Source organism: Streptomyces griseoruber (assembly GCF_001514205.1).
In the GTDB taxonomy this organism is placed as follows: Bacteria; Actinomycetota; Actinomycetes; order Streptomycetales; family Streptomycetaceae; genus Streptomyces; species Streptomyces griseoruber.
In genome coordinates this window covers 331,099-356,073 of sequence record NZ_KQ948764.1, presented here as the reverse complement: position 1 = coordinate 356,073, position 24,975 = coordinate 331,099, and the positions used below count along the sequence as shown (strand labels likewise).

Below are 24,975 nucleotides of genomic sequence, written 5' to 3'. Positions count from 1 at the left end.
ATCAGCCCGCTCAGATGCCCAGCTGCTTGCCGCTGTGCAGCTTCTCGACGGCGTCCTCGTCGCCGTCCAGCTCCACCTTCGCGGCGTTCTGCCGGCCGTACAGGAACAACAGCAGCTCCGACGGCTCTCCGGTGACCGTCACCACCGGTGCGCCGCGCTGTGCGACCACCGTACGGCCGTCCGCGCGGCGCAGCACCAGACCGGTCGGGGAGCCGCGCCCCATCAGCCGGGCCGTACGCTCCAGCCGGGACCACAGGGCGTCCTGGAAGACCGGGTCGAGCTCCCGGGCCGTCCAGTCGGTCTGGGCCCGCCGTACGTCCTCGGTGTGGACGTAGAACTCGATCGTGTTGGACGCCTCGTCGATCTGTTTCAGCTGGAAGGGTGAGAACCGCGGCGGGCCGGTACGGATCAGCTGGATCAGCTCCTCGTACGGCTTGGCCGCGAACTCCGCCATCACCTTGTCCAGCCGCGGTGCCAGCTGCTTGATCAGGATGCCCCCGGCCGCGTCCGGACGACGCTCGCGCACCACCACGTGCGCGGCCAGGTCCTGCGTCTCCCAGCCCTCGCAGAGGGTCGGGGCGCCCGGACCGGCGGTCTCCAAGAGGTCGGCGAGAAGGAGCCGTTCACGCTTGGCGAAAGTCGACATGCGGTCAGCCTACGACCGCGTACAGGGTCCGCACAGTGGACACGGCCCCGTCACTGTCCGTGGCGCGCGGCACAATGGCACCCATGACCAGCACGCCCCCGCCCAGCACCCTGGACCCCGAGATCGCCGAGCGCCTCAAGCGCAGCGCCGACGGGCTCGTCCCCGCCATCGCCCAGCAGTACGACACCGGTGAGGTGCTCATGCTCGGCTGGATGGACGACGAGGCGCTGCACCGCACCCTCACCACCGGCCGCTGCACCTACTGGTCGCGCAGCCGCCGGGAGTACTGGGTCAAGGGCGACACCTCCGGCCACTTCCAGTGGGTCAGGTCCGTCGCCCTCGACTGCGACGCCGACACCCTGCTGGTCAAGGTCGACCAGGTCGGCGCCGCCTGCCACACCGGCGCGCGCACCTGCTTCGACGCCGACGTGCTCCTCGCGGACGGCGTCGATTCCGGCACTTCCGCCGCGGATCAGTAAGGTCAGCCGCCATGGACCTCGAGACGTTCCGCAAGCTGGCCACCGACCGAAGGGTCATCCCGGTCACCCGCAAGCTCCTCGCCGACGGCGACACCCCGGTCGCGCTCTACCGCAAACTCGCCGCCGAGCGCCCCGGCACCTTCCTCCTGGAGTCCGCGGAGAACGGCCGCTCGTGGTCCCGGTACTCCTTCGTCGGCGTCCGGTCGGCGGCGACCCTGACGGCCCGTGACGGACAGGCCCACTGGCTCGGGGTCCCGCCCGTCGGCGTCCCCGTCGACGGCGACCCGCTCGCCGCCCTGCGCGCCACCATCGAGACGCTGCACACACCCCACCAGGAGGGCCTGCCGCCCTTCACCGGCGGCATGGTCGGCTACCTCGGCTACGACATCGTGCGCCGCCTGGAGAAGATCGGCCCCGGCGAGCGGGACGACCTGCGGCTGCCCGAGCTGACCATGCTCCTCACCAGCGACCTCGCCGTCATGGACCACTGGGAGGGCTCGGTCCTGCTGATCGCCAACGCGATCAACCACAACGACCTCGACACCGGCGTCGACGAGGCCTACGCGGACGCGGTGGCCCGCCTCGACACCATGGAGGCCGACCTCACGCGCGCGGTGGCCCAGCCCCCGGCCGTGCTGCCGCCCTCCGAGCTGCCGGAGTACACCGCGGGGTGGGGCGGCCCCGACTTCCAGGTGGCCGTCGAGGACATCAAGGAGCGCATCCGCGCGGGCGAGGCCTTCCAGGTGGTCCCCTCGCAGCGCTTCGAGACGCCGTGCACGGCGAGCGCGCTGGACGTCTACCGGGTCCTGCGGGCCACCAACCCCTCGCCGTACATGTACCTGTTCCGCTTCGACGGGTTCGACGTGGTCGGCTCCTCCCCGGAGGCCCTGGTCAAGGTCGAGGACGGGCAGGCCATGGTCCACCCCATCGCCGGCACCCGGCACCGCGGCGCCACCCCGCAGGAGGACCAGGCCCTCGCCGACGAACTCCTCGCCGACCCCAAGGAGCGCGCCGAGCACCTCATGCTCGTCGACCTGGGCCGCAACGACCTGGGGCGGGTCTGCGAGCCCGGCTCGGTCGAGGTCGTCGACTTCATGTCCATCGAGCGGTACTCGCACGTCATGCACATCGTCTCGACCGTCACCGGCAAGGTCGCCCCGGGCCGCACCGCCTTCGACGTCCTCACCGCCTGCTTCCCCGCCGGCACCCTCTCCGGCGCCCCCAAACCCCGCGCCATGCAGATCATCGACGAGCTGGAGCCGTCCCGGCGCGGCCTGTACGGCGGCTGCGTGGGCTACCTGGACTTCGCGGGCGACTCCGACACCGCCATCGCCATCCGCACCGCCCTGCTGCGCGACGGCACCGCCTACGTCCAGGCCGGCGCGGGCATCGTCGCCGACTCCGACCCCGTCGCCGAGGACCAGGAGTGCCGCAACAAGGCGGCCGCGGTGCTGCGCGCGGTGCACACCGCGAACCGGCTCGTGAAGTAATACGCGCGCGCGGTGGGGCGCGAATCACTGAGCCCCGGGTGACGGTTCGCCCGGGGTTCAGGCGATAGTGGACTCCGTGACTGCTGTACCGCACCCCCGTTCCGTATCCGCCGCCTCCGCCCGGGCCGGCCGGCTGAGCCTCGGCCTCGCCCTGCTGTCCGGTGCGCTGGGCGCGGCCGTGGCCCTGCTCTCCACCCGGCAGCGCTGGTCCGAGGGCACGGCGACGGTGGCCGGCGGCCCCTTCGCCCTCACCGCCAGGGGCAGCGACGTCACGGGCGTGCCCGCGGCGCTCGCCATAGTGGGCCTCGCCGCCCTCGTCGCCGTCTTCGCCGTCCGCAAGGCCGGCCGCCTCGCGGTCTCCGCCCTCCTCGCGCTCTCCGGCGTCGGCATCGTCGTCGCCGCCCTGACCGGCGCCTCCGACGACTCCGCGCTCGACGAACAGGCCGCGCGGGCCTCCGGCGACACCTCCGCCTCCGTCGCCTCCTTCACCCACACCGCCTGGCCCTACGTCGCGGTCGTCGGCGGTGTCCTGATCCTCCTGGCCGGCCTGCTGGCCCTGCGCTACGGCCGCCAGTGGCCCGCCATGTCCGGCCGCTACGAACGCTCCGGCGCCCCCCGGCAGCGGCGTGCGGCCAAGCCCGTCGACCCCGAACGGCCCGAGGAGATCTGGAAGGCCCTGGACCGCGGCGAGGACCCCACGGGTACCGACCCGGCCTGACCACCCGCGCGCACCTCCCGTGCGGCTTCCCGTGCGGCTTCCCGATGTGGCGCATCAGACGCGAACGGAAGCCACCCCCGCGTCCGCCACGCGTGCGCGTACGGGACAATGGACCACGAGCCTCCGGCTCGGACGGACACACAGACAGCGACACATAGACAGCAATGAGGAGCAAGTCATGGCGGGCAGCAGCCACGGACACACCCCGGCCGCCTGGACCGGTGTCACCATCGCCTTCATCGGTTTCTGCGTCGCGGGCGCGTTCATGGTGATGGCCCAGCCCGTGGGCTTCTGGGCCGGCATGGTGATCGTGGCCCTCGGCGGGGTCGTCGGCGCCGCCATGCGCGCCGCGGGCCTGGGCCAGCCGAAGGACGTCCACCCGGTGCACAAGGCCACGGCGACGGTGAAGGCCGAGCCCGCCGCCGAGGGCTGAGCCCGCACGACTCCCCGTGAGGGGCGGCCGGTGACCGCACCGGCCGCCCCTCACGCGCGGGTGCGTCCCGCCCGGGGCACAATGCGAGACGTGAACGCCGACAGCCAGCGGGTGACGACCACGGCCGTGGGACGCCTGGGCGTACCCGCCGGGATCCTCGCCGCCGTCGCCGGGGCCTTCGCCTACGTCGGTGCCGTCGACCCCAACGAACCCGGCCACTACCCCGTCTGCCCCCTGCTGCGCGTCATGGGCCTGTACTGCCCCGGCTGCGGCGGTCTGCGCAGCGCGCACGCCCTCGTCCACGGGGACGTCCTCACCGCCCTGCACGCCAACGCGCTCGCGGTGGCCGGCTACCTGCTCTTCGCCGTCCTGTGGACCGTCTGGGTGGTCCGCGCGGCCCGCGGACAGCCCCCGCGGATCGACCTCGGCCCGGTCACCCTGTGGTCGCTGGGCGCGTTGGTGCTGGTCTTCACGGTTGTCCGGAACCTGCCGTTCGGTGGCTGGCTGCACCCTTGATCAACTGCCGAACGTCCAGGTAGTGGGACCGCGCTCCACCGGATGTGAGGCCTCCCCCCTCCTGCGGATACCATCGCAGTGACCATCGTTTTCCACTGGTTGCCCGAAAGGGGGCCGCTCGCGTGAGTGTGCTCGACGAGATCATCGACGGAGTCCGTGCCGACCTCGCGGAGCGGCAGGCGCGCGTCAGCCTCGACGAGCTCAAGGAGCGCGCGGCCAAGGCGCCCGCCGCCAAGGACGGGGTCGCCGCGCTCAAGGGCGACGGCGTCAAGGTGATCTGCGAGGTCAAGCGCTCCAGCCCGTCCAAGGGCGCGCTGGCCGCCATCGCCGACCCGGCCGGCCTCGCCGCCGACTACGAGGCGGGCGGCGCCGCCGTCATCTCCGTCCTCACCGAACAGCGCCGCTTCGGCGGTTCGCTGGCCGACCTGGACGCCGTCCGCGCGCGGGTGGACATCCCGGTCCTGCGCAAGGACTTCATCGTCACCTCGTACCAGCTCTGGGAGGCCCGCGCGCACGGCGCCGACCTCGCGCTGCTGATCGTGGCCGCCCTCGACCAGCCGGCCCTGGAGTCGCTGATCGAGCGCGCCGTCTCCATCGGTCTCACCCCGCTCGTCGAGGTGCACGACGAGGAGGAGGTCGAGCGCGCGGTCGACGCGGGCGCCAGGATCATCGGCGTCAACGCGCGCAACCTGAAGACCCTCGAGGTCGACCGCGGCACCTTCGAGCGGGTCGCCCCCGAGATCCCCGACCACATCGTCAAGGTCGCCGAGTCCGGCGTCCGCGGCCCCCACGACCTCATCGCGTACGCCAACGCGGGCGCCGACGCGGTCCTGGTCGGCGAGTCCCTGGTGACGGGCCGCGACCCGAAGACGGCGGTGGCGGACCTGGTGGCGGCGGGCGAGCACCCCGCACTGCGCCACGGCCGGGGCTGATCACCCGCTAGGCTTGCCGCGATGACTCTCACCGTGACGACCGTGGACCGGTACGCCCGCCTCGCGCGCGGCTGCCGCCCGAGGGGCTGCCGAGCCCCGGCGAGGCGTGTCCACGGGCGCCGGGTGCGGTACGTCATCGGAGACGAGCCGGGACAGGTCAACGGACGTCGATGGCAGCGCGCCCTTCAGGGGCGCGGGGAACTGCGCGACCAGCCACACACGGCCTGAGGTCGTACGACAGGCTCCGCCCCCACGGCGAACAGTGTCTTTTCACACGCACCCACCGTGAGGTACACGCATGCCCAGCGACTTCTTCATTCCCGACCCCGAGGGTCAAGTCCCCACCGCCGAAGGCTACTTCGGCGCGTTCGGCGGCAAGTTCATCCCGGAGGCCCTCGTCGCCGCCGTCGACGAGGTGGCCGTCGAGTACGACAAGGCCAAGCACGACCCGGAGTTCGCCCGCGAACTCGACGACCTGCTGGTCCACTACACCGGCCGCCCCAGTTCCCTGACCGAGGTGCCGAGGTTCGCCGAACACGCCGGCGGAGCAAGGATCTTCCTGAAGCGGGAAGACCTCAACCACACCGGCTCCCACAAGATCAACAACGTCCTCGGCCAGGCCCTGCTCACCAAGCGCATGGGCAAGACGAGGGTCATCGCCGAGACCGGCGCGGGCCAGCACGGCGTGGCCACGGCCACCGCCTGCGCCCTGTTCGGCCTCGAGTGCACGATCTACATGGGCGAGATCGACACCCGGCGCCAGGCCCTCAACGTCGCCCGCATGCGCATGCTCGGCGCCGAGGTCGTCGCGGTGAAGTCCGGCAGCCGCACCCTGAAGGACGCCATCAACGAGGCGTTCCGCGACTGGGTGGCCAACGTCGACCGCACCCACTACCTCTTCGGCACGGTCGCGGGTCCCCACCCCTTCCCGGCGATGGTCCGCGACTTCCACCGGGTCATCGGCGTCGAGGCCCGCCGCCAGATCCTGGAGCGCGCCGGACGCCTCCCCGACGCGGCGGTCGCCTGCGTCGGCGGCGGCTCCAACGCCATCGGCCTCTTCCACGCCTTCATCCCGGACGCCTCCGTCCGCCTCATCGGCTGCGAGCCGGCCGGTCACGGCGTGGAGACGGGCGAGCACGCCGCGACGCTGACCGCCGGCGAGCCCGGCATCCTGCACGGTTCGCGCTCCTACGTCCTCCAGGACGACGAGGGCCAGATCACCGAGCCGTACTCCATCTCGGCGGGCCTGGACTACCCGGGCATCGGCCCGGAGCACTCCTACCTCAAGGACAGCGGCCGCGGCGAGTACCGGGCGGTCACCGACGACGCCGCCATGCAGGCCCTGCGCCTGCTGTCGCGCACCGAGGGCATCATCCCGGCCATCGAGTCCGCGCACGCCCTCGCCGGCGCGCTGGAGGTCGGCAAGGAGCTGGGCAAGGACGGTCTGATCGTCGTCAACCTGTCCGGCCGCGGCGACAAGGACATGGACACGGCCGCCCGCTACTTCGGGCTGTACGACACCGACGCCGAGGTCGCGGCCAACGCCGCCGACGTCGCCGAGATCGAGGGGGACGCCCAGTGAGCGGGAACATCCAACTGCTGTCGGACACCCTCGCCGCCGCCAAGGCCGAGGGCCGCTCCGCGCTCATCGCCTACCTCCCGGCCGGGTTCCCGACCGTGGACGGCGGCATCGAGGCGATCAAGGCCGTCTTCGACGGCGGCGCGGACGTCGTCGAGGTCGGTCTGCCGCACAGCGACCCCGTCCTCGACGGCCCGGTCATCCAGACCGCCGACGACATCGCCCTGCGCGGCGGCGTCAGGATCGCGGACGTCATGCGCACGGTGAAGGAGGCCCACGAGGCCACCGGGAAGCCGGTGCTCGTCATGACGTACTGGAACCCCATCGACCGCTACGGCGTCGAGCGGTTCACCGCCGAGCTGGCCGAGGCGGGCGGCGCGGGCTGCATCCTGCCCGACCTGCCCGTGCAGGAGGCGCGGCTGTGGAGGGAGCACGCCGAGAAGCACGGCCTCGCGACGGTCTTCGTCGTGGCGCCCAGCAGCAAGGACGAGCGGCTCGCGCAGATCACCGCGGCGGGCAGCGGCTTCGTCTACGCCGCCTCGCTGATGGGTGTCACCGGCACCCGTGAGTCGGTCGGCACGCAGGCCCAGGACCTGGTCGAACGCACCCGGGCCACCGGCTCCGGCCTGCCGGTCTGCGTCGGCCTCGGCGTCTCCGACGCCCAGCAGGCCGCCGAGGTCGCCGGCTTCGCCGACGGCGTGATCGTCGGCTCGGCCTTCGTCAAGCGGATGCTGGACGCCCCGGACGACGCGGCCGGTGTCGAGGCCGTCCGCGCGCTCGCCGGTGAGCTGGCGAAGGGCGTGCGCGGACAGGCGTAACAGAGCGGGACATTTCGTGTGCTTCACCCGTACGGGTGGACCTGGGACCGGGGAGGCGCAATGCGCCTCCCCGGTTCGTTCTGGGGGTGTGAGCGAGAAGAATCGTGAGGGAAAGCGCACCGCCCGGGAGCGGCTGGCGGTGGAGCGCGAGAAGCAGAAGGCCGCCGAGCGGCGCCGGCGCACACTGATCGTCGGCGCGAGCGTCGTCTGTGTGCTGGGCCTGGCCGCGGTGATCGGCGTCGTCGCGGCGAACTCCGGCAAGGACGAGGACAGTGCCAAGTCCGGCCCCGTCGTGGCGCCCTCGGGGGCCCAGGGCAAGGACGCCCTGGCGATCCCGGCCGGCAAGGACGACGCCAGGGCGACGCTCACCGTGTGGGAGGACTTCCGCTGCCCGGCCTGCAAGGCCTTCGAGACGGCGTACAGACCGACGATCCACGAGCTGACGGACGCCGGGAAGCTGCGCGTCGAGTACCACCTGGCCACCCTCATCGACGGCAACATGGGCGGCAGCGGCTCCCGCAACGCGGCCAACGCGGCGGCCTGCGCCCAGGACGCCGGGAAGTTCACCGCGTACCACGACGTGCTGTACCAGAACCAGCCGGAGGAGACGGACGACTCCTTCAGCGAGAACAGCAAGCTGATCGAGCTGGCGGGCAAGGTCGACGGCCTCGACACGCCGGCGTTCCGCGCCTGTGTCGAGAAGGGCACGCACACCAGCTGGGTCGTGAAGTCCAACCAGGCCTTCCAGAGCGGCGGCTTCGGCGGCACGCCGACCGTGCTGTTCAACGGCAAGAACATCTACCAGGACCAGACGATGACACCGGCGAAGTTCAAGCAGATGGTGGAGGAGGCCAACCAGGGGTGAGCGTTTCCCACCGGCCCGTTATGGAGCCGTAGCCGGGCTGCCCGTCGTGGGCCCGGTGCGGCAGGGTAGCGTCGGACCTGCCATGGAACTTGCCTACATTCCCAGCCCGTCGCGCGGGGTGCTGTACCTCGGCCCCATTCCGCTGCGCGGCTACGCGTTCTGCATCATCATCGGCGTCTTCGTCGCGGTCTGGCTCGGCAACAAGCGCTGGCTCGCCCGGGGCGGACGGGTCGGCACGGTGGCCGACATCGCGGTCTGGGCGGTGCCCTTCGGACTGGTCGGCGGCCGGCTCTACCACGTGATCACGGACTACGAGCTCTACTTCACCGAGGGCCGTGACTGGGTGGACGCCTTCAAGGTCTGGGAGGGCGGCCTCGGTATCTGGGGCGCGATCTCCCTCGGCGCGGTCGGCGCCTGGATCGGCTGCCGCCGCCGGGGCATCCCGCTGCCCGCCTACGCCGACGCCATCGCCCCCGGCATCGCCCTCGCACAGGCCATCGGCCGCTGGGGCAACTGGTTCAACCAGGAGCTGTACGGCAAGCCGACCGATCTGCCCTGGGCCCTGCACATCACCTCCTCCGCGGACGGCCGGGTGCCGGGCTACTACCACCCGACGTTCCTGTACGAGTCGCTGTGGTGCATCGGCGTCGCCCTCCTCGTCATCTGGGCGGACCGCCGCTTCACGCTGGGGCACGGCCGGGCGTTCGCGCTGTACGTCGCCGCGTACTGCGTGGGCCGGGCTTGGATCGAGTACATGCGCGTCGACGACGCCCACCACATCCTCGGTCTGCGGCTGAACGACTGGACCGCGCTGATCGTCTTCCTGCTCGCGGTGACGTACATCGTGGTGTCGGCGAAGAAGCGGCCGGGGCGGGAAGAGGTCGTGGAACCCGGTGCGGACGTCTCCGACGGCGAGGGTGAGCCGGAGGGCGAGTCCAAGGCCGAGACGAAGGCCGAGACGAAGACCGAGACGAAGACCGGGGCGAAGGACGAGACCGCGGCTGACGAGGAGACCTCGGAAGCCGCCAGGTCCGAGGACGCCGTCGAGGACGAGGACGAGGACGAGGCCAAGGGCAAGGACGGGGCCGAGGCCGAGTCGGCGGGGAAGAAGAGCTGACGGCCGGTTCCACCGGTTCTACGACGACGAGGGCGCCCGGGTTTTCCGGGCGCCCTCGTCGTGGCACAGGCCCTAGGCGCGGCGGGCCAGGGACAGGGTGCGCTGGGCCGCCGCCACCACCGCCGCGTCGATGAAGCGGCCGTCCGGGAGGGCCTGGGCGCCCTGTTCCGTCACCGCCGCCTTGACGATCGTCTCGGCCTCGTCCAGTTCCTGCTCGGTGGGCAGATAGGCGCGCTCGATGATGGGGAGCTGGCGGGGGTGGATCGCGGCACGGCCCAGGAAGCCGAGGGTGCGGCCGTGGGCGCAGGAGGCCGCGAGGCCGTTGAGGTCCCGGGTGTCGGGGTGGACGGACTGCGGCGGCGGGGCGAGTCCCGCGGCGCGGGCGGCGACGACGACCCGGGAGCGGCACCAGTCGAGGCCCGCGTCGGCACGGATGCCGAGGTCGGCGCGGAGGTCGGCCTCGCCGAGGGCGATCCCGCGCAGGGCCGGGTGCGCGCAGGCGATGGCGTAGGCGTGTTCGATGCCGAGGGCGCTCTCCAGCAGGGCGTGGAGCGGGGGTGCGCCGCCGTCGGCGGGGGCGGTGGTCTCGGCGATGCGGGTGATCTGGTGCGGGGCCGTCACCTTCGGCAGCCGCAGTCCCGCGACGCCCGGCAGAGCGGCCACCGCCTGGAGGTCGGCGGAGGCCAGCGGGCCGTCGAGGGCGTTCACCCGGACGTGCACCGGAACGGGCTGGGGCTCGGCGAGGCGTTCGGCGGTGGCCTTGCGGGCGTAGGTCTTGCGGTCGGGGGCGACCGCGTCCTCCAGGTCGATGATCACGACGTCGGCGCCCGAGGCGAGGGCCTTGGTGACGGTGTGCGGGCGGTCCCCGGGGGCGTACAGCCAGGTCAGCGGGAACGGGGTCACAGGGCGCCCTCCGCTCGCAGGGCGGCCAGTTCGGCCGGGGTCAGACCCAGCTCCGTGAGCACCTCGTCGGTGTCGGCGCCGTGCGGGCGGCCGGTCCAGCGGATCGCGCCGGGCGTGGCCGAGAGCCGGAAGAGGACGTTCTGCATACGGATCCGGCCCAGCTCCGGGTCGTCCACGGCGGTCACCGTGCCGAGGGCCTGGTACTGGGGGTCGTCCATCACGTCCCGTACGTCCTGGATCGGGGCGACGGCGGCCTCCGCCTTCTCGAAGGCGGCGAGGACCTCGGTGCGGGAGCGGGCCGCGATCCAGGTGCCGACGGCCCGGTCGAGGACATCGGCGTGCGCGGCCCGGCCGGCGCCCGTCGCGAACCACGGCTCGTCGGTCAGTTCCGGGCGTCCGACCAGGCGCAGCACACGTTCCGCGATCGACTGGGCCGAGGTGGAGACGGCGACCCAGGTGCCGTCGGCCGTGCGGTAGGTGTTGCGCGGCGCGTTGTTCGCGGAGCGGTTGCCGGTGCGCTGCTGGACGTAGCCGAGCTGGTCGTACCAGAGGGTCTGCGGGCCGAGGACCGCGAGCATCGGCTCGATGATCGCCATGTCCACGACCTGGCCGCGGCCGGTGCGCTCCCGGGCGGCGAGGGCGGTCATGACGGCGTAGGCGGTGGCCAGGGCGGTGATGGAGTCGGCGAGGCCGAACGGCGGGAGCGTGGGCGGCGCGTCCGGCTCCCCGGTGATCGCGGCGAAGCCGCTCATCGCCTCGGCGAGGGTGCCGAAGCCGGGGCGGTGGGCGTACGGTCCGAACTGGCCGAAGGCGGTGACCCGGGTGAGGACCAGCCGGGGGTTGGCGGCGGACAGTTCCTCCCAGCCGAGGTCCCACTTCTCCAGGGTGCCCGGGCGGAAGTTCTCGACGATCACATCGGCGTCGGCGGCGAGCCGCAGCAGGGTGGCGCGGCCTCCGGGGGTGGAGAGGTTCAGGGTGATCGTGCGCTTGTTGCGGCCGAGGAGTTTCCACCACAGACCGATGCCGTCCTTGGCGGGGCCGTGCCCTCGGGACGGGTCGGGTTTCGTGGGGTGCTCGACCTTGACGACCTCCGCGCCGAAGTCACCGAGCAGGGTGGCGGCGAGCGGGCCGGCGAAGAGGGTGGCGAGGTCGAGGACGCGCAGCCCGTGCAGCGGGGTGGTCGGCCCGGTCATGAGGCGTACTGCTTCTCGATCTCGGAGCGGTACGGCATCGACGCGGAGGCGCCCGGCCGCTGGACCGAGAGCGCGGCCGCCGCGGCCGCCCAGGCCAGGGCCTCCCGTACGGGGCGTTCCTCGCCGAGGGCCACCGCGAGGGCGCCGACGAAGGTGTCGCCCGCGCCGGTGGAGTCGACGGCGGCGACCTGCGGGGCGGTCACGGTGAGCGGCTCGGTGCCGCGCGCCGCGTGCAGGCTGCCGGCCGCGCCGAGCGTGATGACGACCTCGGGGACGAGCTCCAGCAGCGCGGCGGCGGCCTCGCGGGGGTCGGTGCGGCCGGTGAGCGTGGTCGCCTCGTGCTCGTTGGGCACCAGCAGGTCGGTGGCGGCGAGCAGTTCGGGCGGCAGGGGCTGGGCGGGGGCCGGGGTGAGGATCGTACGGACCCCGTGGGAGCGGGCCGCCCGGGCGCCCGCGACGACCGCGGGCAGCGGGATCTCCAGCTGGAGCAGGAGCGCGTCGGCGGAGGCGATGAGGCCCTCGTCGCCGGGGGCGAGATGGTCGACGGTGCCGTTGGCGCCGGGGACGACGACGATCGCGTTGCCGCCCTCCTCGTCCACGACGATGTGCGCGGTGCCGGAGGGGAACTCGACCGTGCGCAGATGGTCGGTGTTGACGCCCGAGTGCTCCAGGGTGGAGCGGAGGCGGGCGCCGAAGGAGTCGTTGCCGACCGCGCCGATCATCGAGACGGTGCCTCCGGCGTGGGCGGCGGCGATCGCCTGGTTGGCGCCCTTGCCGCCGGGGATCGTACGGAACTCCCGTCCCGTCACGGTCTCCCCGCGCTGCGGGGCCTTCTCGACGTAGGCGACGAGGTCCATGTTCGTGCTGCCGAGCACGACGATGTCGGTCATGGGCGGGATGCCTCCCGGTGGGTGAGGGACCAGGTGAGGTGGGCGAGGGCGTCGAAGCCGATGCCGTCGAAGCCGGTGACGGAGGTGGCGAGGCGGTTCTTCAGCGGGGCCGTCCAGCGGGCGGGGAGGGCGGCGGGGTCGCCGGCGAGGAGGCCGGCGATGCTGCCCGCCGTCGCACCGTTGGAGTCGGTGTCCCAGCCGCCGGACACCGCGCGGCAGACGGAGCCGGTGAAGTCGCCGTCGGCGTGGGTGAGGGCGGCGGCGATCAGGGCGGTGTTGGGGATCGCGTGGACCCAGTGCAGATCCTTGTGGATGGTGTGGAGTTCGTCCACCACCGTGTCGAAGTCGCGGTGCGTCTCGGCGAGTTGGATCGCGTGGGTGACGGCCTTCGCGAGGCGGGAGCGGGGCGGGACCACCGTCAGACCGGTGCGCAGACAGGCATGGACGTCGTGGGCCGCGGTGGCGGCCGTCGCGAGGGTGGCCGCGGCGAACATGGCCGCGTAGACGCCGTTGGCGGTGTGGGTGAGGGTGGCGTCGCGGTGGGCCTGCTCCGCGGCGGCGGCCGGGTCGCCGGGGTTGGTCCAGCCGTGGACGTCGGCGCGGATGAGGGCGCCGATCCACTCGCGGAAGGGGTTGCGGTGGCGGGCGGTGTGCGGGGGTTCGATGCCGGAGAGGAGGTTGCGGAAGGCGACGCGTTCGGCGGTGAAGGTGCGGCCGGGGGGCAGTTCGTCGAGCCAGAGCCGTGCCACGTCGGTGGTGGTGAAGCGACTGCCGTGGCGTTGGCGCAGGAGGAGGTTGAGGAGGGGGTAGTTGAGGTCGTCGTCCTCGGGCATGCCGTCGATGTTCTCGGCGAGGGAGGTGGCGGCCGAGCGGCGGTTCCAGGGGTGTTCGGTGAGCAGGTCCGGGGGGACTCCCCGGGCTGTGAAGTAGGTGGTGAGGGGCCAGTTGCCGGTGGACCCGGCAAGGGCCCGGATGGCGTCGAGGGGGAGTTTCTCCACCGGTTTGCCGAGGAGGCAGCCGACTGCTCTGCCGAGCCAGGCTGCTTCGAGGGCGGCCCGGGTGGGGGCAGCGGGACGGTCCGCCACGGGGCGAGGCCAGTCACAGCACCGTTGGACGGCGATCAGGTCTGTCGGTTCGTCTTCCGCCGACCTGCTGGGCAGGTCGGCGAGTTCGTCCAGCAGGTCCTCTGCCAGCTGGCGCAGATAGCGCGAGGCCCTGTGGGGGGACGCCCCCGCGCTGTCCGGTGCCTCCGGGCCGCCTGCTGCCCGCCAGCGCGCGGCGACAGCCGACGGCTCGCGGCCGTCCTCGGCGGCCTGGCGGAGTTCGTGGCCGAGGAGGTCCTCCGGCTGGACCCAGGTCAGGCGGAGCATCCCGGGCCTCCGAGCAAGGTGGTGAAGGCCGCTTCGTGGGAGCGGTGTCTGCGGACGTCCTTCTCGAAGATCTCGCGGGTGACCTCCGCCAGCGTGCGGGCCGGTTCCCAGAGGTCCAGGCGGCTTGCCTCCGCGACCTGCTTGGACCAGTCGTCGGGGACGGGGGAGCCGAGGGCGCCCGCGAGCGCGCCCGCCATCGTGGCGATCGAGTCGCAGTCCCGGCCGTAGTTCACCGCGCCGAGCACCGCCTGGCGGTAGTCGCCGTTCGACACCAGCACCATGCCGAGGGCGATGGGGAGTTCCTCGATCGCGTGCAGGCGGGAGGGGCGGCGGGCGGCCAGGGAGGGGGCGCGGTAGTCGGGGCCCACCGTGTCGTACGGGGCCACCGCCTCCCGCAGCGGGAGCAGCGCCGACTCGAAGTCCCGGTGCCGGGACGCCTCTTCGCAGACCTTCTCGATCGCCGTGCGCGTGCCGTCCTTCGCCAGGGCGAGGCAGGCGGTGACGACCGAGTCGGGGGTGGCGTCCGGGGCGCAGGCCGCCGCCACGCCCGCCGCGAGGACGCCCGCCGCCTCACGGCCGTACGAGGACTGGTGGGCGCCCGCGATGTCCAGGGCCTCGGCGTACGCCCCCGCCGGGTGGGCCGCGTTGACCAGGCCGACCGGGGCCATGTACATCGCCGCCCCGCAGTTGACGATGTTGCCGGTGCCGGCCTCGCGGGGGTCGGCGTGGCCGTAGTGGAGCCTGGTCACCAGCCACTTCTCCGCGAGGAAGAGCCGGTGCAGGGGGAGCGCCTCGGTCTGAAGTTCCGGGATCCAGCGCGGGGTCGTCATCAGGTCCGGGACCAGGTGGTCCGTGATCGCGTACGCGTCCAGGTGGTCGCGGACCCGGTCGTAGACCCTGATCAGGGCGTGGGTCATCAAGGTGTCGTCGGTGACGTGTCCGTCGCCCTTGTGGTACGGCGCGATCGGGCGGGCGGTGCGCCAGGCGTCGCCGTTCCAGGGGCCGACGACGCCGTGGACGCGGCCGCCGTGACGTTCCACGATCTGGTCGGGGGAGTAGCCCTCGACGGGGCCGCCCAGGGCGTCGCCGACCGCCGCGCCCACGAGGGCCCCGGTGATCCGTTCTTCCAGAGTGGTTTCTGATTCTTTGGGCGTCATGCCCCGAATCATCCTCCTGGTGGCGCCGGTTGTGCGGCTTCCAGGAGTTCGGCGAGTTCCACCAGGTCGGTGCCGGTGAGGCGGGGGAGCGCGCAGCCGGAGAGGACACGGCAGGCGTCGCGCCAGGAGCCGGGGATCGCGTCCTTGCCGCCGAGGGCGCCCGCCAGCGCGCCCGCGAGCGCCGGGGCCGAGTCGGCGACCCGGGACAGGCAGGCCGCCGCCGGTACCGCTTCGCTGATACGGCCCCGGGCGGCGCTGACCAGGGCCAGGGCCACCGGGACCGTCTCGGCGGCGGCGATGCCGTAGCTGTAGACGTGGTCGACGATCTGGTGTTCCAGGAGGGGGATCAGGGCGAAGGCGCTGTCGGCCTCGTGCGCGAGGCGCAGTGCGTGGCGGGCGTTGCGGCCGATCTCGGTGCGCTCGGGGAGTTCGGCGAGGGCCGCGGCCGTGCAGGCCTCGGGGGGTGCGCCGGTCAGGGCGAGGGAGACGGCCGCGGCCATCGCGCGGGCGCCGTGCACGCCGTCGCCGTCCTGGGTGTAGCGGGCGTCGAACTCGGCCAGTTCGGCGGCGAGTCGGGGATCGCCGGGGTGGGCGACGGCGAGGACGCAGGCGCGGACGCAGGCGGCGTCGTCGAAGTAGTGCGGGTTGTCGTGGCCGGTGGCGGGGGGCCGCAGGCCGGTCGCGAGGTTGCCGAGGCCGGCGCGGACGGAGATGCGGGCGCGCAGGGGGAGGACGGCGGACTCGATCTCGGGGGCGCGGTCGGCCGCCGCGGCGACCTCGCAGGCGAGGGCGTTCCAGGTGAGGTCGATGGCTGCGCGCGTACGGCGTTCCCGGCTGAGGTCGCCGAGGGCGGTGTCGTCGCCCGCGCGCAGGACCGCTTCCGCGGCGAAGGCGGCCCATTCGGCGTCGTCGGAGGGGCCGAGGCGGAGGGGTTCGGGGGGTTGGTTGAGGGCGATGGGGACGGGGAGGGTGGTCGTGGCGTTGTGTTCGGCGAAGGTGTCGAGTTCGCGGGTGAGACGGCGGGTCCAGTCGGGCATGCGGGACGCGCGGTGGCGGGCCGCGGGCCAGCCGGCGGCGTCGCCTGCGGCGAGGCCGAGGAGGAGGCCGTGGATCCGGGCCCCGGCTTCGCCGTCGGCGACCGCACAGGCTCTCCCCGCCCCCGTCCCCGTCCCCATCGCCGTCCCCGTCGCCCTCTCCGTCGGTGCTCCCTCCGCAGTCGTCGACGTTCCCCCGTCTCCCGGTGCCGTTCCGGTCGGGGTGCCCTCGTCCCAGGGGGCCGGTGGTCTCATGCCCTTACCTCTGTCTCGGTGGTGTGGTGGACGCGGTGGAGGAGGTCGCTGACCGATTCCGGGGCCACCAGGTCCGCTCCCCATTTGCCGCCGTCGTCCGGGACCAGGAGTTCCGCCACGTCGAGGATGTGGTGGCCGGCCATGGCGGGCAGGCAGGTGCCGCGGGCGGGGCCGATGGCCGCCGCCCAGGCGGTCGGGATCGCCGAGGCGCCCCGGGTGGCGCCGGCGAGGGCGCCGGCCACCGCCGCCGTGGTGTCGGCGTCGCGGCCCATGTTGACGGCCGTCAGGACCGCCTCCGGGAAGTCGCCGTCCGCCGCCGCGTACGCGCCGAAGGCGAGGGCGACGGCCTCGGGGGCGAGGTCGGTCCAGGGGTAGCCGCCGATGACGACGGCGGAGCGCACCGCGCGTTCGCCCCGGTGCGCGACGGCCACCGCGCGGCGCAGGGAACGGGCCGTCCAGGAGTCCTCGGGCACGACGGCGAGGGCGGCGGCGACCACCGCGGTCGTCGGCGCGCCCGCCATCGCCGCCGCCACGCCCGCCGCGACCGCCTGGCCGCCGTAGATGCCCTCGCCGTCGTGGCTCACCGAGCCGTCGATGGCGACGAGGCGGGCCGCCTCGGCGGGGCGGCCCGCCGCGAAGACGCCGAAGGGGGCCGCGCGCATGGCCAGTCCGTCGCTCCAGGCGTGGCGGTGCTGGGCGGAGATCGGGGCGGCCAGGCCCCGGCGGAGGTTCTCCAGCGTGCCGCGTTCACTGAAGCCGGCTCCCCGGAAGGGGCCCTCGTCGCGGTCGGCGATCCACTCGTGCCAGGCGGTCTCGACATGGGCCTGGGTGAGGGCCGAGCCGTGCCGGGCCAGCAGCAGGCCCGAGAAGATCGTGTACTCGGTGTCGTCCGTGCCGGCCGGCCGGTCGCTGACATAGCCCGTGATACGGCCCCAGCGGGCGCGGATCTCGGAGGGCTTCATGTTCTCGGCCGGTGCCCCGAGGGCGTCCCCGACGGCGAGGCCGAGCAGGGCGCCGCGGGCTCGTTCACGGATGGTTGGCATGCAGGGCCTCTCCTCCGCAGGCTCCGCACGGGCGCGGAACCGTTTGCGGATGTGTCCCACCATCGGCGGTTGACCCGAGCCTCGGATCCCCTCATATCACCCGGTCGACATTTGTGCGGCCTCCCGATCGAATGAGCGGTCGAGGGTAAAAGTGCAGGTTAGCCGAGCCTTTCCTTGCTGGCGAAGGGGAATGGAGGGGCGTACTTTGGCGTTGTCAGAAATTAGAATCTGTCCAAAGTTAGCTTTGGCTCACCTTGCCTGGCATGCCTTCTCGCTCACCGTCTCGCTCACCTTTCCGGGGGACTTCATGGCCATCATCGACATCGAGGCGCCGCTCCACGAGGCGCACCGTGACAACCACACGCACCGCGATGTGAACGGCGGCTGGCTGCGCCCCGCCGTCTTCGGCGCGATGGACGGCCTGGTCTCCAACCTCGCCCTGATGACCGGTGTCGCCGGCGGAGCCGTCGGTCAGCAGACCGTCGTGCTGACCGGGCTGGCCGGGCTCGCCGCCGGTGCCTTCTCCATGGCCGCCGGCGAGTACACCTCCGTCGCCTCGCAGCGCGAACTCGTCGAGGCCGAGCTGGACGTCGAGCGCCGGGAGCTGCGCAGGCACCCGAAGGACGAGGAGGCCGAGCTCGCCGCCCTGTACGAGGCGCGGGGCGTCGACGCCGACCTCGCCCGGCAGGTCGCCGCGCAGCTCTCCCGTGACCCCGAGCAGGCGCTGGAGATCCACGCCCGCGAGGAGCTGGGCATCGACCCCACCGACCTGCCCTCGCCGCTGGTCGCCGCGGTGTCGAGCTTCGGCTCCTTCGCGCTCGGCGCGCTGCTGCCCGTACTGCCCTATCTGCTCGGTGCGAGCACGCTGTGGCCGGCTGTGCTGCTGGCGCTGTTCGGGCTGTTCGCGTGCGGGGCCGTGGTGGCCCGGGTGACCGCGCGGACCTGGTGGTACAGCGGGCTGCGGCAGCTCGCGCTCGGGGGTGCCGCGGCCGGTGTGACGTACGCCCTGGGCAGTTTGTTCGGAACGGCCGTAGGATAGTTCGACTGCTACTTATGCGTTGGGCCGCATAAGTAGCCGTTACCGACTGGTTTCGAGTGCTTAACCAGTGGGCATGAGCCGTAAGCGCTGTGGGCAATGACGCCTGCGGCGCACTCGCGGGGTGAGCGACGACGCTCTTCCCGCCCCGGATCGACGGACACCGATCTGTCCCGTTCGATCCCCCCACACACTTTCAGCCACGCGCACGGTACCCCCACCGCACGCCCGTGGCGTCCGCATGTTGGAACGGAGTATCCGGTTCCCGAGAACCGCTCCATCATGTAACCTGCACGAAATTTTGCGCACACGCAGAGGGCCAACGTCGTCCCTCGGCACGCAGATATGCCACTTGAGACGACGACGGGAGAGCCGATGCGTACGCCGCGCCAGCCGTCCCAGCATTCCGCGAATGGCCAGAACTGGTCCTTCATGGATGCTCGCCCTGCTGCGCAGGGTATGTACGACCCCCGCAACGAGCGCGACGCCTGTGGCGTCGGCTTCGTGGCCACCCTCACCGGTGAGGCGAGCCACACGCTGGTCGAGCAGGCGCTGACCGTTCTGCGCAACCTCGAGCACCGCGGCGCCACCGGCTCCGAGCCGGACTCCGGCGACGGCGCGGGCATCCTCACCCAGGTCCCCCACGCGTTCTTCCGCGAGGTGGCCGGGTTCGAGCTGCCCGAGGCCGGCTCCTACGCCGTCGGTATCGCCTTCCTCCCGGAGGACGGCATCCAGGAGACCGTCTCGCAGATCGAGACGATCGCCGCCGACGAGGGCCTGACGGTCCTCGGCTGGCGCGAGGTCCCGGTCGCCCCCGAGCTGCTCGGCGCCACCGCGCGCTCGACGATGCCGGCCTTCCGCCAGATCTTCGTGACGGACCATGCCAGCCAGGGCATCGCCCTCGACCGCAAGGCGTTCGTGCTGCGCAAGCGCGCCGAGCGCGAGGCCGGCGTGTACTTCCCGTCGCTCTCCGCCCGCACGATCGTCTACAAGGGCATGCTGACCACCGGCCAGCTCGAGCCCTTCTTCCCGGACCTGTCCGACCGCCGCTTCGCCTCGGCCGTGTCGCTCGTCCACTCGCGCTTCTCCACGAACACCTTCCCGTCGTGGCCGCTCGCGCACCCGTACCGCTTCGTCGCGCACAACGGTGAGATCAACACCGTCAAGGGCAACCGCAACTGGATGCGCGCCCGTGAGTCCCAGCTGGTCAGCGACCTGTTCGGCACCGACGAGAACGCCATCGAGCGGATCTTCCCGGTGTGTACGCCGGACGCCTCCGACTCGGCGTCCTTCGACGAGGTGCTCGAGCTGCTCCACCTCGGTGGCCGCTCGCTGCCGCACTCCGTGCTGATGATGATCCCGGAGGCGTGGGAGAACCACGACTCCATGGACCCGGCCCGGCGCGCCTTCTACCAGTTCCACTCCACGATGATGGAGCCCTGGGACGGCCCTGCCTGTGTCACCTTCACCGACGGCACCCAGGTCGGCGCGGTCCTCGACCGCAACGGTCTGCGCCCCGGCCGCTACTGGGTCACCGACGAGGGTCTCGTCGTCCTCGGCTCCGAGGTCGGCGTCCTCGACATCGACCCCGCCAAGGTCGTCCGCAAGGGCCGCCTCCAGCCCGGCAAGATGTTCCTCGTCGACACCGCCGAGCACCGCATCATCGAGGACGACGAGATCAAGGCGCAGCTCGCCGCCGCGGCCCCCTACGCCGAGTGGCTGGAGGCCGGCGAGATCGAGCTGGGCGACCTGCCCGAGCGTGAGCACATCGTGCACACCCACGCCTCCGTCACCCGCCGCCAGCAGACCTTCGGCTACACCGAGGAGGAGCTGCGCGTCATCCTCGCGCCGATGGCCAAGGCCGGCGCCGAGCCGATCGGCTCCATGGGCACCGACTCGCCGATCGCGGCGCTGTCCTCGCGCCCGCGGCTGCTCTTCGACTACTTCACCCAGCTCTTCGCGCAGGTCACCAACCCGCCGCTGGACGCGATCCGCGAGGAGCTGGTCACCTCCCTGCGCTCGTCGCTGGGCCCCGAGGGCAACCTGCTGGAGCCGACGGCCGCCTCCTGCCGTACGGTCACCCTGCCCTTCCCGGTGATCGACAACGACGAGCTGGCCAAGCTCATCCACATCAACGCCGACGGCGACATGCCCGGCTTCAAGGCCGCGACCCTCTCCGGTCTGTACCGGGTGCACGGCGGCGGTGACGCCCTCGCCGCGCGCATCGACGAGATCTGCGCCGAGGCCGACGCCGCCATCGACAACGGCGCCCGGCTGATCGTCCTGTCGGACCGCCACTCGGACGCCGAGCACGCGCCGATCCCGTCGCTGCTGCTCACCGCGGCCGTCCACCACCACCTCATCCGCACCAAGCAGCGCACCCAGGTGGGCCTGCTGGTCGAGGCCGGTGACGTCCGCGAGGTCCACCACGTCGCCCTGCTGATCGGCTTCGGAGCCGCCGCCGTCAACCCGTACCTGGCGATGGAGTCCGTCGAGGACCTGGTCCGCGCCGGCACCTTCCTGTCGGACATCGAGTCCGAGAAGGCGCTCCGCAACCTGATCTACGCCCTCGGCAAGGGTGTTCTGAAGGTCATGTCCAAGATGGGCATCTCCACCGTCGCCTCCTACCGCGGCGCCCAGGTCTTCGAGGCCGTCGGTCTCGACGACGCCTTCGTCGAGAAGTACTTCAACGGCACCGCCACCAAGATCGGCGGCGTCGGCATCGACGTCGTCGCCCAGGAGGTCGCCGCCCGCCACGCCAAGGCCTACCCGGCCTCCGGCATCGCTCCCGCGCACCGCGCGCTGGACATCGGCGGCGAGTACCAGTGGCGCCGCGAGGGCGAGCCGCACCTGTTCGACCCGGAGACGGTCTTCCGCCTCCAGCACTCGACGCGCTCGGGCAGCTTCGACATCTTCAAGAAGTACACGGACCGGGTGAACGAGCAGTCCGAGCGCCTGATGACGCTCCGCGGCCTGTTCGGCTTCTCCTCCGACCGCCCGTCGATCCCCGTCGACGAGGTCGAGCCGGTCTCCGAGATCGTCAAGCGCTTCTCCACCGGCGCCATGTCGTACGGCTCCATCTCCATGGAGGCGCACGAAACCCTCGCCATCGCCATGAACCAGCTGGGCGGCAAGTCCAACACCGGTGAGGGCGGCGAGGACCCGGAGCGCCTGTACGACCCGGCCCGCCGCTCCGCGATCAAGCAGGTCGCCTCCGGCCGCTTCGGCGTGACGAGCGAGTACCTGGTCAACGCGGACGACATCCAGATCAAGATGGCCCAGGGCGCCAAGCCCGGCGAGGGCGGCCAGCTGCCCGGCCACAAGGTCTACCCGTGGGTCGCCAAGACCCGGCACTCCACCCCGGGTGTCGGTCTGATCTCCCCGCCGCCGCACCACGACATCTACTCCATCGAAGACCTGGCCCAGCTGATCCACGACCTGAAGAACGCGAACCCGCAGGCGCGGATCCACGTGAAGCTGGTCTCCGAGGTCGGCGTCGGCACGGTCGCGGCGGGTGTGTCCAAGGCGCACGCGGACGTGGTGCTGATCTCCGGCCACGACGGCGGCACCGGTGCCTCCCCGCTGACCTCGCTGAAGCACGCGGGCGGCCCCTGGGAGCTCGGTCTCGCCGAGACCCAGCAGACCCTGCTGCTCAACGGCCTGCGCGACCGGATCGTCGTCCAGACCGACGGCCAGCTCAAGACCGGCCGGGACGTCGTCATCGCCGCGCTGCTCGGCGCCGAGGAGTTCGGTTTCGCGACCGCGCCGCTCGTCGTCTCCGGCTGCGTCATGATGCGCGTCTGCCACCTGGACACCTGCCCGGTCGGCATCGCCACCCAGAACCCGGTCCTGCGCGACCGCTTCTCCGGCAAGGCCGAGTACGTGGTGAACTTCTTCAGGTTCATCGCGCAGGAGGTCCGCGAGCTGCTGGCCGAGCTGGGCTTCCGCTCCATCGAGGAGGCCGTCGGCCACGCCGAGGTCCTCGACGTGCAGCGCGCCGTCGACCACTGGAAGGCGCAGGGCCTGGACCTCGCCCCGCTGTTCTACGTGCCCGAGCTGCCCGAGGGCGCGGTGCTCCACCACGCCGTCGCCCAGGACCACGGTCTGGAGAAGGCGCTCGACAACGAGCTGATCAAGCTCGCCGCCGACGCCCTGGCGGCCTCCGACGCCACCGAGGCCCAGCCGGTGCGCGCCCAGGTCAAGGTCCGCAACATCAACCGCACGGTCGGCACCATGCTCGGCCACGAGGTGACGAAGAAGTTCGGCGGCGCGGGTCTGCCCGACGACACCATCGACATCACCTTCACCGGTTCCGCGGGCCAGTCCTTCGGCGCCTTCCTCCCGCGCGGTGTCACGCTGCGCCTGGAGGGCGACGCCAACGACTACGTCGGCAAGGGCCTCTCCGGCGGCCGGGTCGTCGTCCGCCCGGACCGGGGCGCCGACCACCTCGCCGAGTACTCCACCATCGCGGGCAACACCATCGCCTACGGCGCCACCGGCGGCGAGCTGTTCCTGCGCGGCCGCACCGGTGAGCGGTTCTGCGTCCGCAACTCCGGCGCGCTGGTCGTCTCCGAGGGCGTGGGCGACCACGGCTGCGAGTACATGACCGGCGGTCACGCGGTGGTCCTCGGCGAGACCGGCCGCAACTTCGCGGCCGGCATGTCCGGCGGCATCGCCTACGTGATCGACCTCGACCGCGACAACGTCAACGTCGGCAACCTGGACGCCGTCGAGGCGCTCGACGACGCGGACAAGCAGTGGCTGCACGACGTGGTGCGCCGCCACGCCGAGGAGACCGGTTCCACGGTCGCCGAGAAGCTCCTCGCGGACTGGGACGCGTCCGTGGCGCGCTTCAGCAAGATCATCCCCAGCACGTACAAGGCAGTGCTCGCCGCCAAGGACGCCGCCGAGCAGGCGGGACTCTCCGAGTCCGAGATCACCGAGAAGATGATGGAGGCGGCGACCCATGGCTGACCCGAAGGGCTTCCTGAACCACGGCCGTGAGGTCGCCAAGTCCCGTCCCGTCGACGTGCGCCTCAAGGACTGGAACGAGGTCTACGTCCCCGGCTCGCTGCTGCCGATCATCAGCAAGCAGGCCAGCCGGTGCATGGACTGCGGCATCCCGTTCTGCCACAACGGCTGTCCGCTCGGGAACCTCATCCCCGAGTGGAACGACTACGCCTACCGCGAGGACTGGTCGGCCGCGTCGGAGCGTCTGCACGCCACGAACAACTTCCCGGAGTTCACCGGCCGCCTCTGCCCGGCGCCCTGTGAGTCGGCGTGCGTGCTCGGCATCAACCAGCCGGCCGTGACCATCAAGAACGTCGAGGTCTCGATCATCGACCAGGCGTGGGACGCGGGCACCGTCGCCCCGCAGGCCCCCGAGCGACTGTCCGGCAAGACCGTCGCCGTCATCGGCTCGGGCCCGGCGGGTCTCGCCGCCGCCCAGCAGCTCACCCGGGCGGGCCACACCGTCGCCGTCTACGAGCGCGCGGACCGCGTCGGAGGCCTCCTCCGCTACGGCATCCCCGAGTTCAAGATGGAGAAGCGGCACATCAACCGCCGTATCGAGCAGATGCGCGCGGAGGGCACCCGCTTCCGCACCGGCATCGAGATCGGCCGCGACCTCAAGGCGACCGACCTGAAGAAGCGCTACGACGCGGTCGTCATCGCCGCCGGCGCCACGACCGCCCGTGACCTCCCGGTCCCCGGCCGTGAGCTCAAGGGCGTCCACCAGGCGATGGAGTACCTGCCGCTGGCCAACAAGGTCCAGGAGGGCGACTACGTCACCTCCCCGATCACGGCCGAGGGCAAGCACGTCGTCGTCATCGGCGGCGGCGACACCGGCGCCGACTGCGTGGGCACCGCCCACCGCCAGGGCGCGGCCTCCGTCACCCAGCTGGAGATCATGCCCCGTCCGGGCGAGGACCGGGCGCCGCACCAGCCGTGGCCGACCTTCCCGATGCTCTACAAGGTCACGTCCGCGCACGAGGAGGGCGGTGAGCGGGTCTACTCCGTCTCCACCACCCACTTCGAGGGCGACGAGGACGGCAACGTCCAGTGGCTGCACCTGGTCGAGGTGGAGTTCGTCGAGGGCAGGCTGACCCAGAAGCCGGGCACCGAGCGCAAGATCCCCGCCCAGCTCGTCACCCTCGCCATGGGCTTCACCGGCACCGACCGGGACAACGGCCTGGTCGAGCAGTTCGGCCTGGAGCTCGACGAGCGCGGCAACGTCGCCCGCGACGCCGACTTCCAGACCAACGTGCCGGGCGTCTTCGTCGCCGGTGACGCGGGCCGCGGCCAGTCGCTCATCGTGTGGGCGATCGCCGAGGGCCGCTCCGCCGCCCGCGGCTGCGACCGCTTCCTGACCGGCGCCAGCGACCTGCCGGCCCCGATCCGCCCGACGGACCGGTCCCTGATGGTCTGACCCCCAGGGTCGACAGACGTCCCGTACAACGGCGTACGGAACACTGGCAGCGTCTGCCCCACAGTCCCCGACCG

At 72.3% G+C, this 24,975-nt stretch carries 22 protein-coding genes; 14 read left to right on the top strand and 8 right to left on the bottom strand.

Annotated elements, in window-relative coordinates:
* Positions 1–10 precede the first annotated feature (10 nt).
* Positions 11–646, bottom strand: a complete 636-nt coding sequence (locus AQJ64_RS05970; protein WP_055632927.1) for a TIGR03085 family metal-binding protein — start codon at positions 644–646, stop codon at positions 11–13.
* Positions 647–729: 83 nt separating this feature from the next.
* Between AQJ64_RS05970 and hisI the strand changes: the two genes are divergently transcribed.
* From hisI to lgt, 11 genes are all read left to right on the top strand, one after another.
* Positions 730–1,125, top strand: coding sequence for a phosphoribosyl-AMP cyclohydrolase (hisI, locus tag AQJ64_RS05965; protein WP_055632943.1), 396 nt, complete (start codon positions 730–732; stop codon positions 1,123–1,125).
* A gap of 11 nt (positions 1,126–1,136) precedes the next feature.
* Positions 1,137–2,615, top strand: a complete 1,479-nt coding sequence (locus AQJ64_RS05960) for an anthranilate synthase component I (protein WP_055632926.1) — start codon at positions 1,137–1,139, stop codon at positions 2,613–2,615.
* Between the two features lie 67 nt (positions 2,616–2,682).
* Positions 2,683–3,333, top strand: coding sequence for a TIGR02234 family membrane protein (locus tag AQJ64_RS05955; RefSeq protein ID WP_055632925.1), 651 nt, complete (start codon positions 2,683–2,685; stop codon positions 3,331–3,333).
* Between the two features lie 178 nt (positions 3,334–3,511).
* Complete coding sequence (locus tag AQJ64_RS05950; protein WP_055632924.1) at positions 3,512–3,766, top strand: HGxxPAAW family protein; 255 nt, start codon at positions 3,512–3,514, stop codon at positions 3,764–3,766.
* A gap of 81 nt (positions 3,767–3,847) precedes the next feature.
* On the top strand, positions 3,848–4,282 hold the full coding sequence (locus AQJ64_RS05945; RefSeq protein WP_055632923.1) for a DUF2752 domain-containing protein: 435 nt from the start codon (positions 3,848–3,850) through the stop codon (positions 4,280–4,282).
* Between the two features lie 122 nt (positions 4,283–4,404).
* Positions 4,405–5,214, top strand: a complete 810-nt coding sequence (gene trpC, locus AQJ64_RS05940; protein WP_055632922.1) for an indole-3-glycerol phosphate synthase TrpC — start codon at positions 4,405–4,407, stop codon at positions 5,212–5,214.
* 21 nt (positions 5,215–5,235) lie between these two features.
* Entirely contained in the window at positions 5,236–5,442 is a 207-nt protein-coding gene (trpM, locus tag AQJ64_RS52210; RefSeq protein ID WP_079061490.1) for a tryptophan biosynthesis modulator TrpM, read from the top strand.
* A 70-nt stretch (positions 5,443–5,512) separates the two neighbouring features.
* The gene (gene trpB, locus AQJ64_RS05935; protein ID WP_055632921.1) at positions 5,513–6,796 is read left to right on the top strand and encodes a tryptophan synthase subunit beta; all 1,284 of its coding nucleotides are present in this window, start codon (positions 5,513–5,515) and stop codon (positions 6,794–6,796) included.
* Complete coding sequence (trpA, locus tag AQJ64_RS05930; protein WP_055632920.1) at positions 6,793–7,611, top strand: tryptophan synthase subunit alpha; 819 nt, start codon at positions 6,793–6,795, stop codon at positions 7,609–7,611. The genes trpB and trpA overlap by 4 nt, the downstream gene beginning before the upstream one ends.
* 88 nt (positions 7,612–7,699) lie before the next feature.
* On the top strand, positions 7,700–8,476 hold the full coding sequence (locus AQJ64_RS05925; RefSeq protein ID WP_055632919.1) for a thioredoxin domain-containing protein: 777 nt from the start codon (positions 7,700–7,702) through the stop codon (positions 8,474–8,476).
* An 82-nt stretch (positions 8,477–8,558) separates the two neighbouring features.
* Entirely contained in the window at positions 8,559–9,593 is a 1,035-nt protein-coding gene (gene lgt / locus AQJ64_RS05920; protein ID WP_079061489.1) for a prolipoprotein diacylglyceryl transferase, read from the top strand.
* Between the two features lie 72 nt (positions 9,594–9,665).
* On the opposite strand, the gene AQJ64_RS05915 is transcribed toward lgt, so the two are convergent.
* The 7 genes from AQJ64_RS05915 to AQJ64_RS05885 form a co-directional block, all read right to left on the bottom strand.
* A complete protein-coding gene (locus AQJ64_RS05915) occupies positions 9,666–10,496 on the bottom strand; it encodes an HpcH/HpaI aldolase/citrate lyase family protein (protein ID WP_055632917.1) in 831 nt (276 codons plus the stop codon).
* Positions 10,493–11,689: a CaiB/BaiF CoA transferase family protein gene (locus AQJ64_RS05910; protein WP_055632916.1), complete on the bottom strand. Its 1,197-nt coding sequence runs from the start codon at positions 11,687–11,689 to the stop codon at positions 10,493–10,495. The genes AQJ64_RS05915 and AQJ64_RS05910 overlap by 4 nt, the downstream gene beginning before the upstream one ends.
* On the bottom strand, positions 11,686–12,579 hold the full coding sequence (gene rbsK / locus AQJ64_RS05905) for a ribokinase (RefSeq protein ID WP_059202459.1): 894 nt from the start codon (positions 12,577–12,579) through the stop codon (positions 11,686–11,688). The genes AQJ64_RS05910 and rbsK overlap by 4 nt, the downstream gene beginning before the upstream one ends.
* Entirely contained in the window at positions 12,576–13,949 is a 1,374-nt protein-coding gene (locus AQJ64_RS05900; protein ID WP_055631690.1) for an ADP-ribosylglycohydrolase family protein, read from the bottom strand. The genes rbsK and AQJ64_RS05900 overlap by 4 nt, the downstream gene beginning before the upstream one ends.
* Positions 13,937–15,106: an ADP-ribosylglycohydrolase family protein gene (locus tag AQJ64_RS05895; protein ID WP_055631689.1), complete on the bottom strand. Its 1,170-nt coding sequence runs from the start codon at positions 15,104–15,106 to the stop codon at positions 13,937–13,939. The genes AQJ64_RS05900 and AQJ64_RS05895 overlap by 13 nt, the downstream gene beginning before the upstream one ends.
* Before the next feature lie 8 nt (positions 15,107–15,114).
* A complete protein-coding gene (locus AQJ64_RS05890) occupies positions 15,115–16,281 on the bottom strand; it encodes an ADP-ribosylglycohydrolase family protein (protein WP_059202458.1) in 1,167 nt (388 codons plus the stop codon).
* 110 nt (positions 16,282–16,391) lie between these two features.
* On the bottom strand, positions 16,392–17,438 hold the full coding sequence (locus AQJ64_RS05885; protein WP_055638175.1) for an ADP-ribosylglycohydrolase family protein: 1,047 nt from the start codon (positions 17,436–17,438) through the stop codon (positions 16,392–16,394).
* 307 nt (positions 17,439–17,745) lie between these two features.
* Between AQJ64_RS05885 and AQJ64_RS05880 the strand changes: the two genes are divergently transcribed.
* The 3 genes from AQJ64_RS05880 (at position 17,746) to AQJ64_RS05870 (ending at position 24,901) form a co-directional block, all read left to right on the top strand.
* Positions 17,746–18,477 carry a VIT1/CCC1 transporter family protein gene (locus tag AQJ64_RS05880; protein WP_055638176.1) on the top strand — a complete coding sequence of 244 codons (732 nt, stop codon included), beginning with the start codon at positions 17,746–17,748 and terminating at the stop codon, positions 18,475–18,477.
* Positions 18,478–18,849: 372 nt separating this feature from the next.
* Complete coding sequence (gltB, locus tag AQJ64_RS05875; protein WP_079061488.1) at positions 18,850–23,448, top strand: glutamate synthase large subunit; 4,599 nt, start codon at positions 18,850–18,852, stop codon at positions 23,446–23,448.
* On the top strand, positions 23,441–24,901 hold the full coding sequence (locus tag AQJ64_RS05870) for a glutamate synthase subunit beta (RefSeq protein WP_055638178.1): 1,461 nt from the start codon (positions 23,441–23,443) through the stop codon (positions 24,899–24,901). The genes gltB and AQJ64_RS05870 overlap by 8 nt, the downstream gene beginning before the upstream one ends.
* The last annotated feature ends 74 nt before the right edge of the window (positions 24,902–24,975 follow it).

Coding starts and splice junctions, on each gene's coding strand:
- AQJ64_RS05950 (WP_055632924.1), top strand. CDS start 3,512: ATGGCGGGCAGCAGCCACGGACACACCCCGGCCGCCTGGACCGGTGTC.
- hisI (WP_055632943.1), top strand. CDS start 730: ATGACCAGCACGCCCCCGCCCAGCACCCTGGACCCCGAGATCGCCGAG.
- AQJ64_RS05885 (WP_055638175.1), bottom strand. CDS start 17,438: ATGCCAACCATCCGTGAACGAGCCCGCGGCGCCCTGCTCGGCCTCGCC.
- AQJ64_RS05870 (WP_055638178.1), top strand. CDS start 23,441: ATGGCTGACCCGAAGGGCTTCCTGAACCACGGCCGTGAGGTCGCCAAG.
- rbsK (WP_059202459.1), bottom strand. CDS start 12,579: ATGACCGACATCGTCGTGCTCGGCAGCACGAACATGGACCTCGTCGCC.
- AQJ64_RS05900 (WP_055631690.1), bottom strand. CDS start 13,949: ATGCTCCGCCTGACCTGGGTCCAGCCGGAGGACCTCCTCGGCCACGAA.
- AQJ64_RS05890 (WP_059202458.1), bottom strand. CDS start 16,281: ATGGGGACGGGGACGGGGGCGGGGAGAGCCTGTGCGGTCGCCGACGGC.
- AQJ64_RS05970 (WP_055632927.1), bottom strand. CDS start 646: ATGTCGACTTTCGCCAAGCGTGAACGGCTCCTTCTCGCCGACCTCTTG.
- lgt (WP_079061489.1), top strand. CDS start 8,559: ATGGAACTTGCCTACATTCCCAGCCCGTCGCGCGGGGTGCTGTACCTC.
- AQJ64_RS05880 (WP_055638176.1), top strand. CDS start 17,746: ATGGCCATCATCGACATCGAGGCGCCGCTCCACGAGGCGCACCGTGAC.
- gltB (WP_079061488.1), top strand. CDS start 18,850: ATGCGTACGCCGCGCCAGCCGTCCCAGCATTCCGCGAATGGCCAGAAC.
- trpM (WP_079061490.1), top strand. CDS start 5,236: ATGACTCTCACCGTGACGACCGTGGACCGGTACGCCCGCCTCGCGCGC.
- AQJ64_RS05945 (WP_055632923.1), top strand. CDS start 3,848: ATGCGAGACGTGAACGCCGACAGCCAGCGGGTGACGACCACGGCCGTG.
- AQJ64_RS05910 (WP_055632916.1), bottom strand. CDS start 11,689: ATGACCGGGCCGACCACCCCGCTGCACGGGCTGCGCGTCCTCGACCTC.
- trpB (WP_055632921.1), top strand. CDS start 5,513: ATGCCCAGCGACTTCTTCATTCCCGACCCCGAGGGTCAAGTCCCCACC.
- AQJ64_RS05895 (WP_055631689.1), bottom strand. CDS start 15,106: ATGACGCCCAAAGAATCAGAAACCACTCTGGAAGAACGGATCACCGGG.
- AQJ64_RS05960 (WP_055632926.1), top strand. CDS start 1,137: ATGGACCTCGAGACGTTCCGCAAGCTGGCCACCGACCGAAGGGTCATC.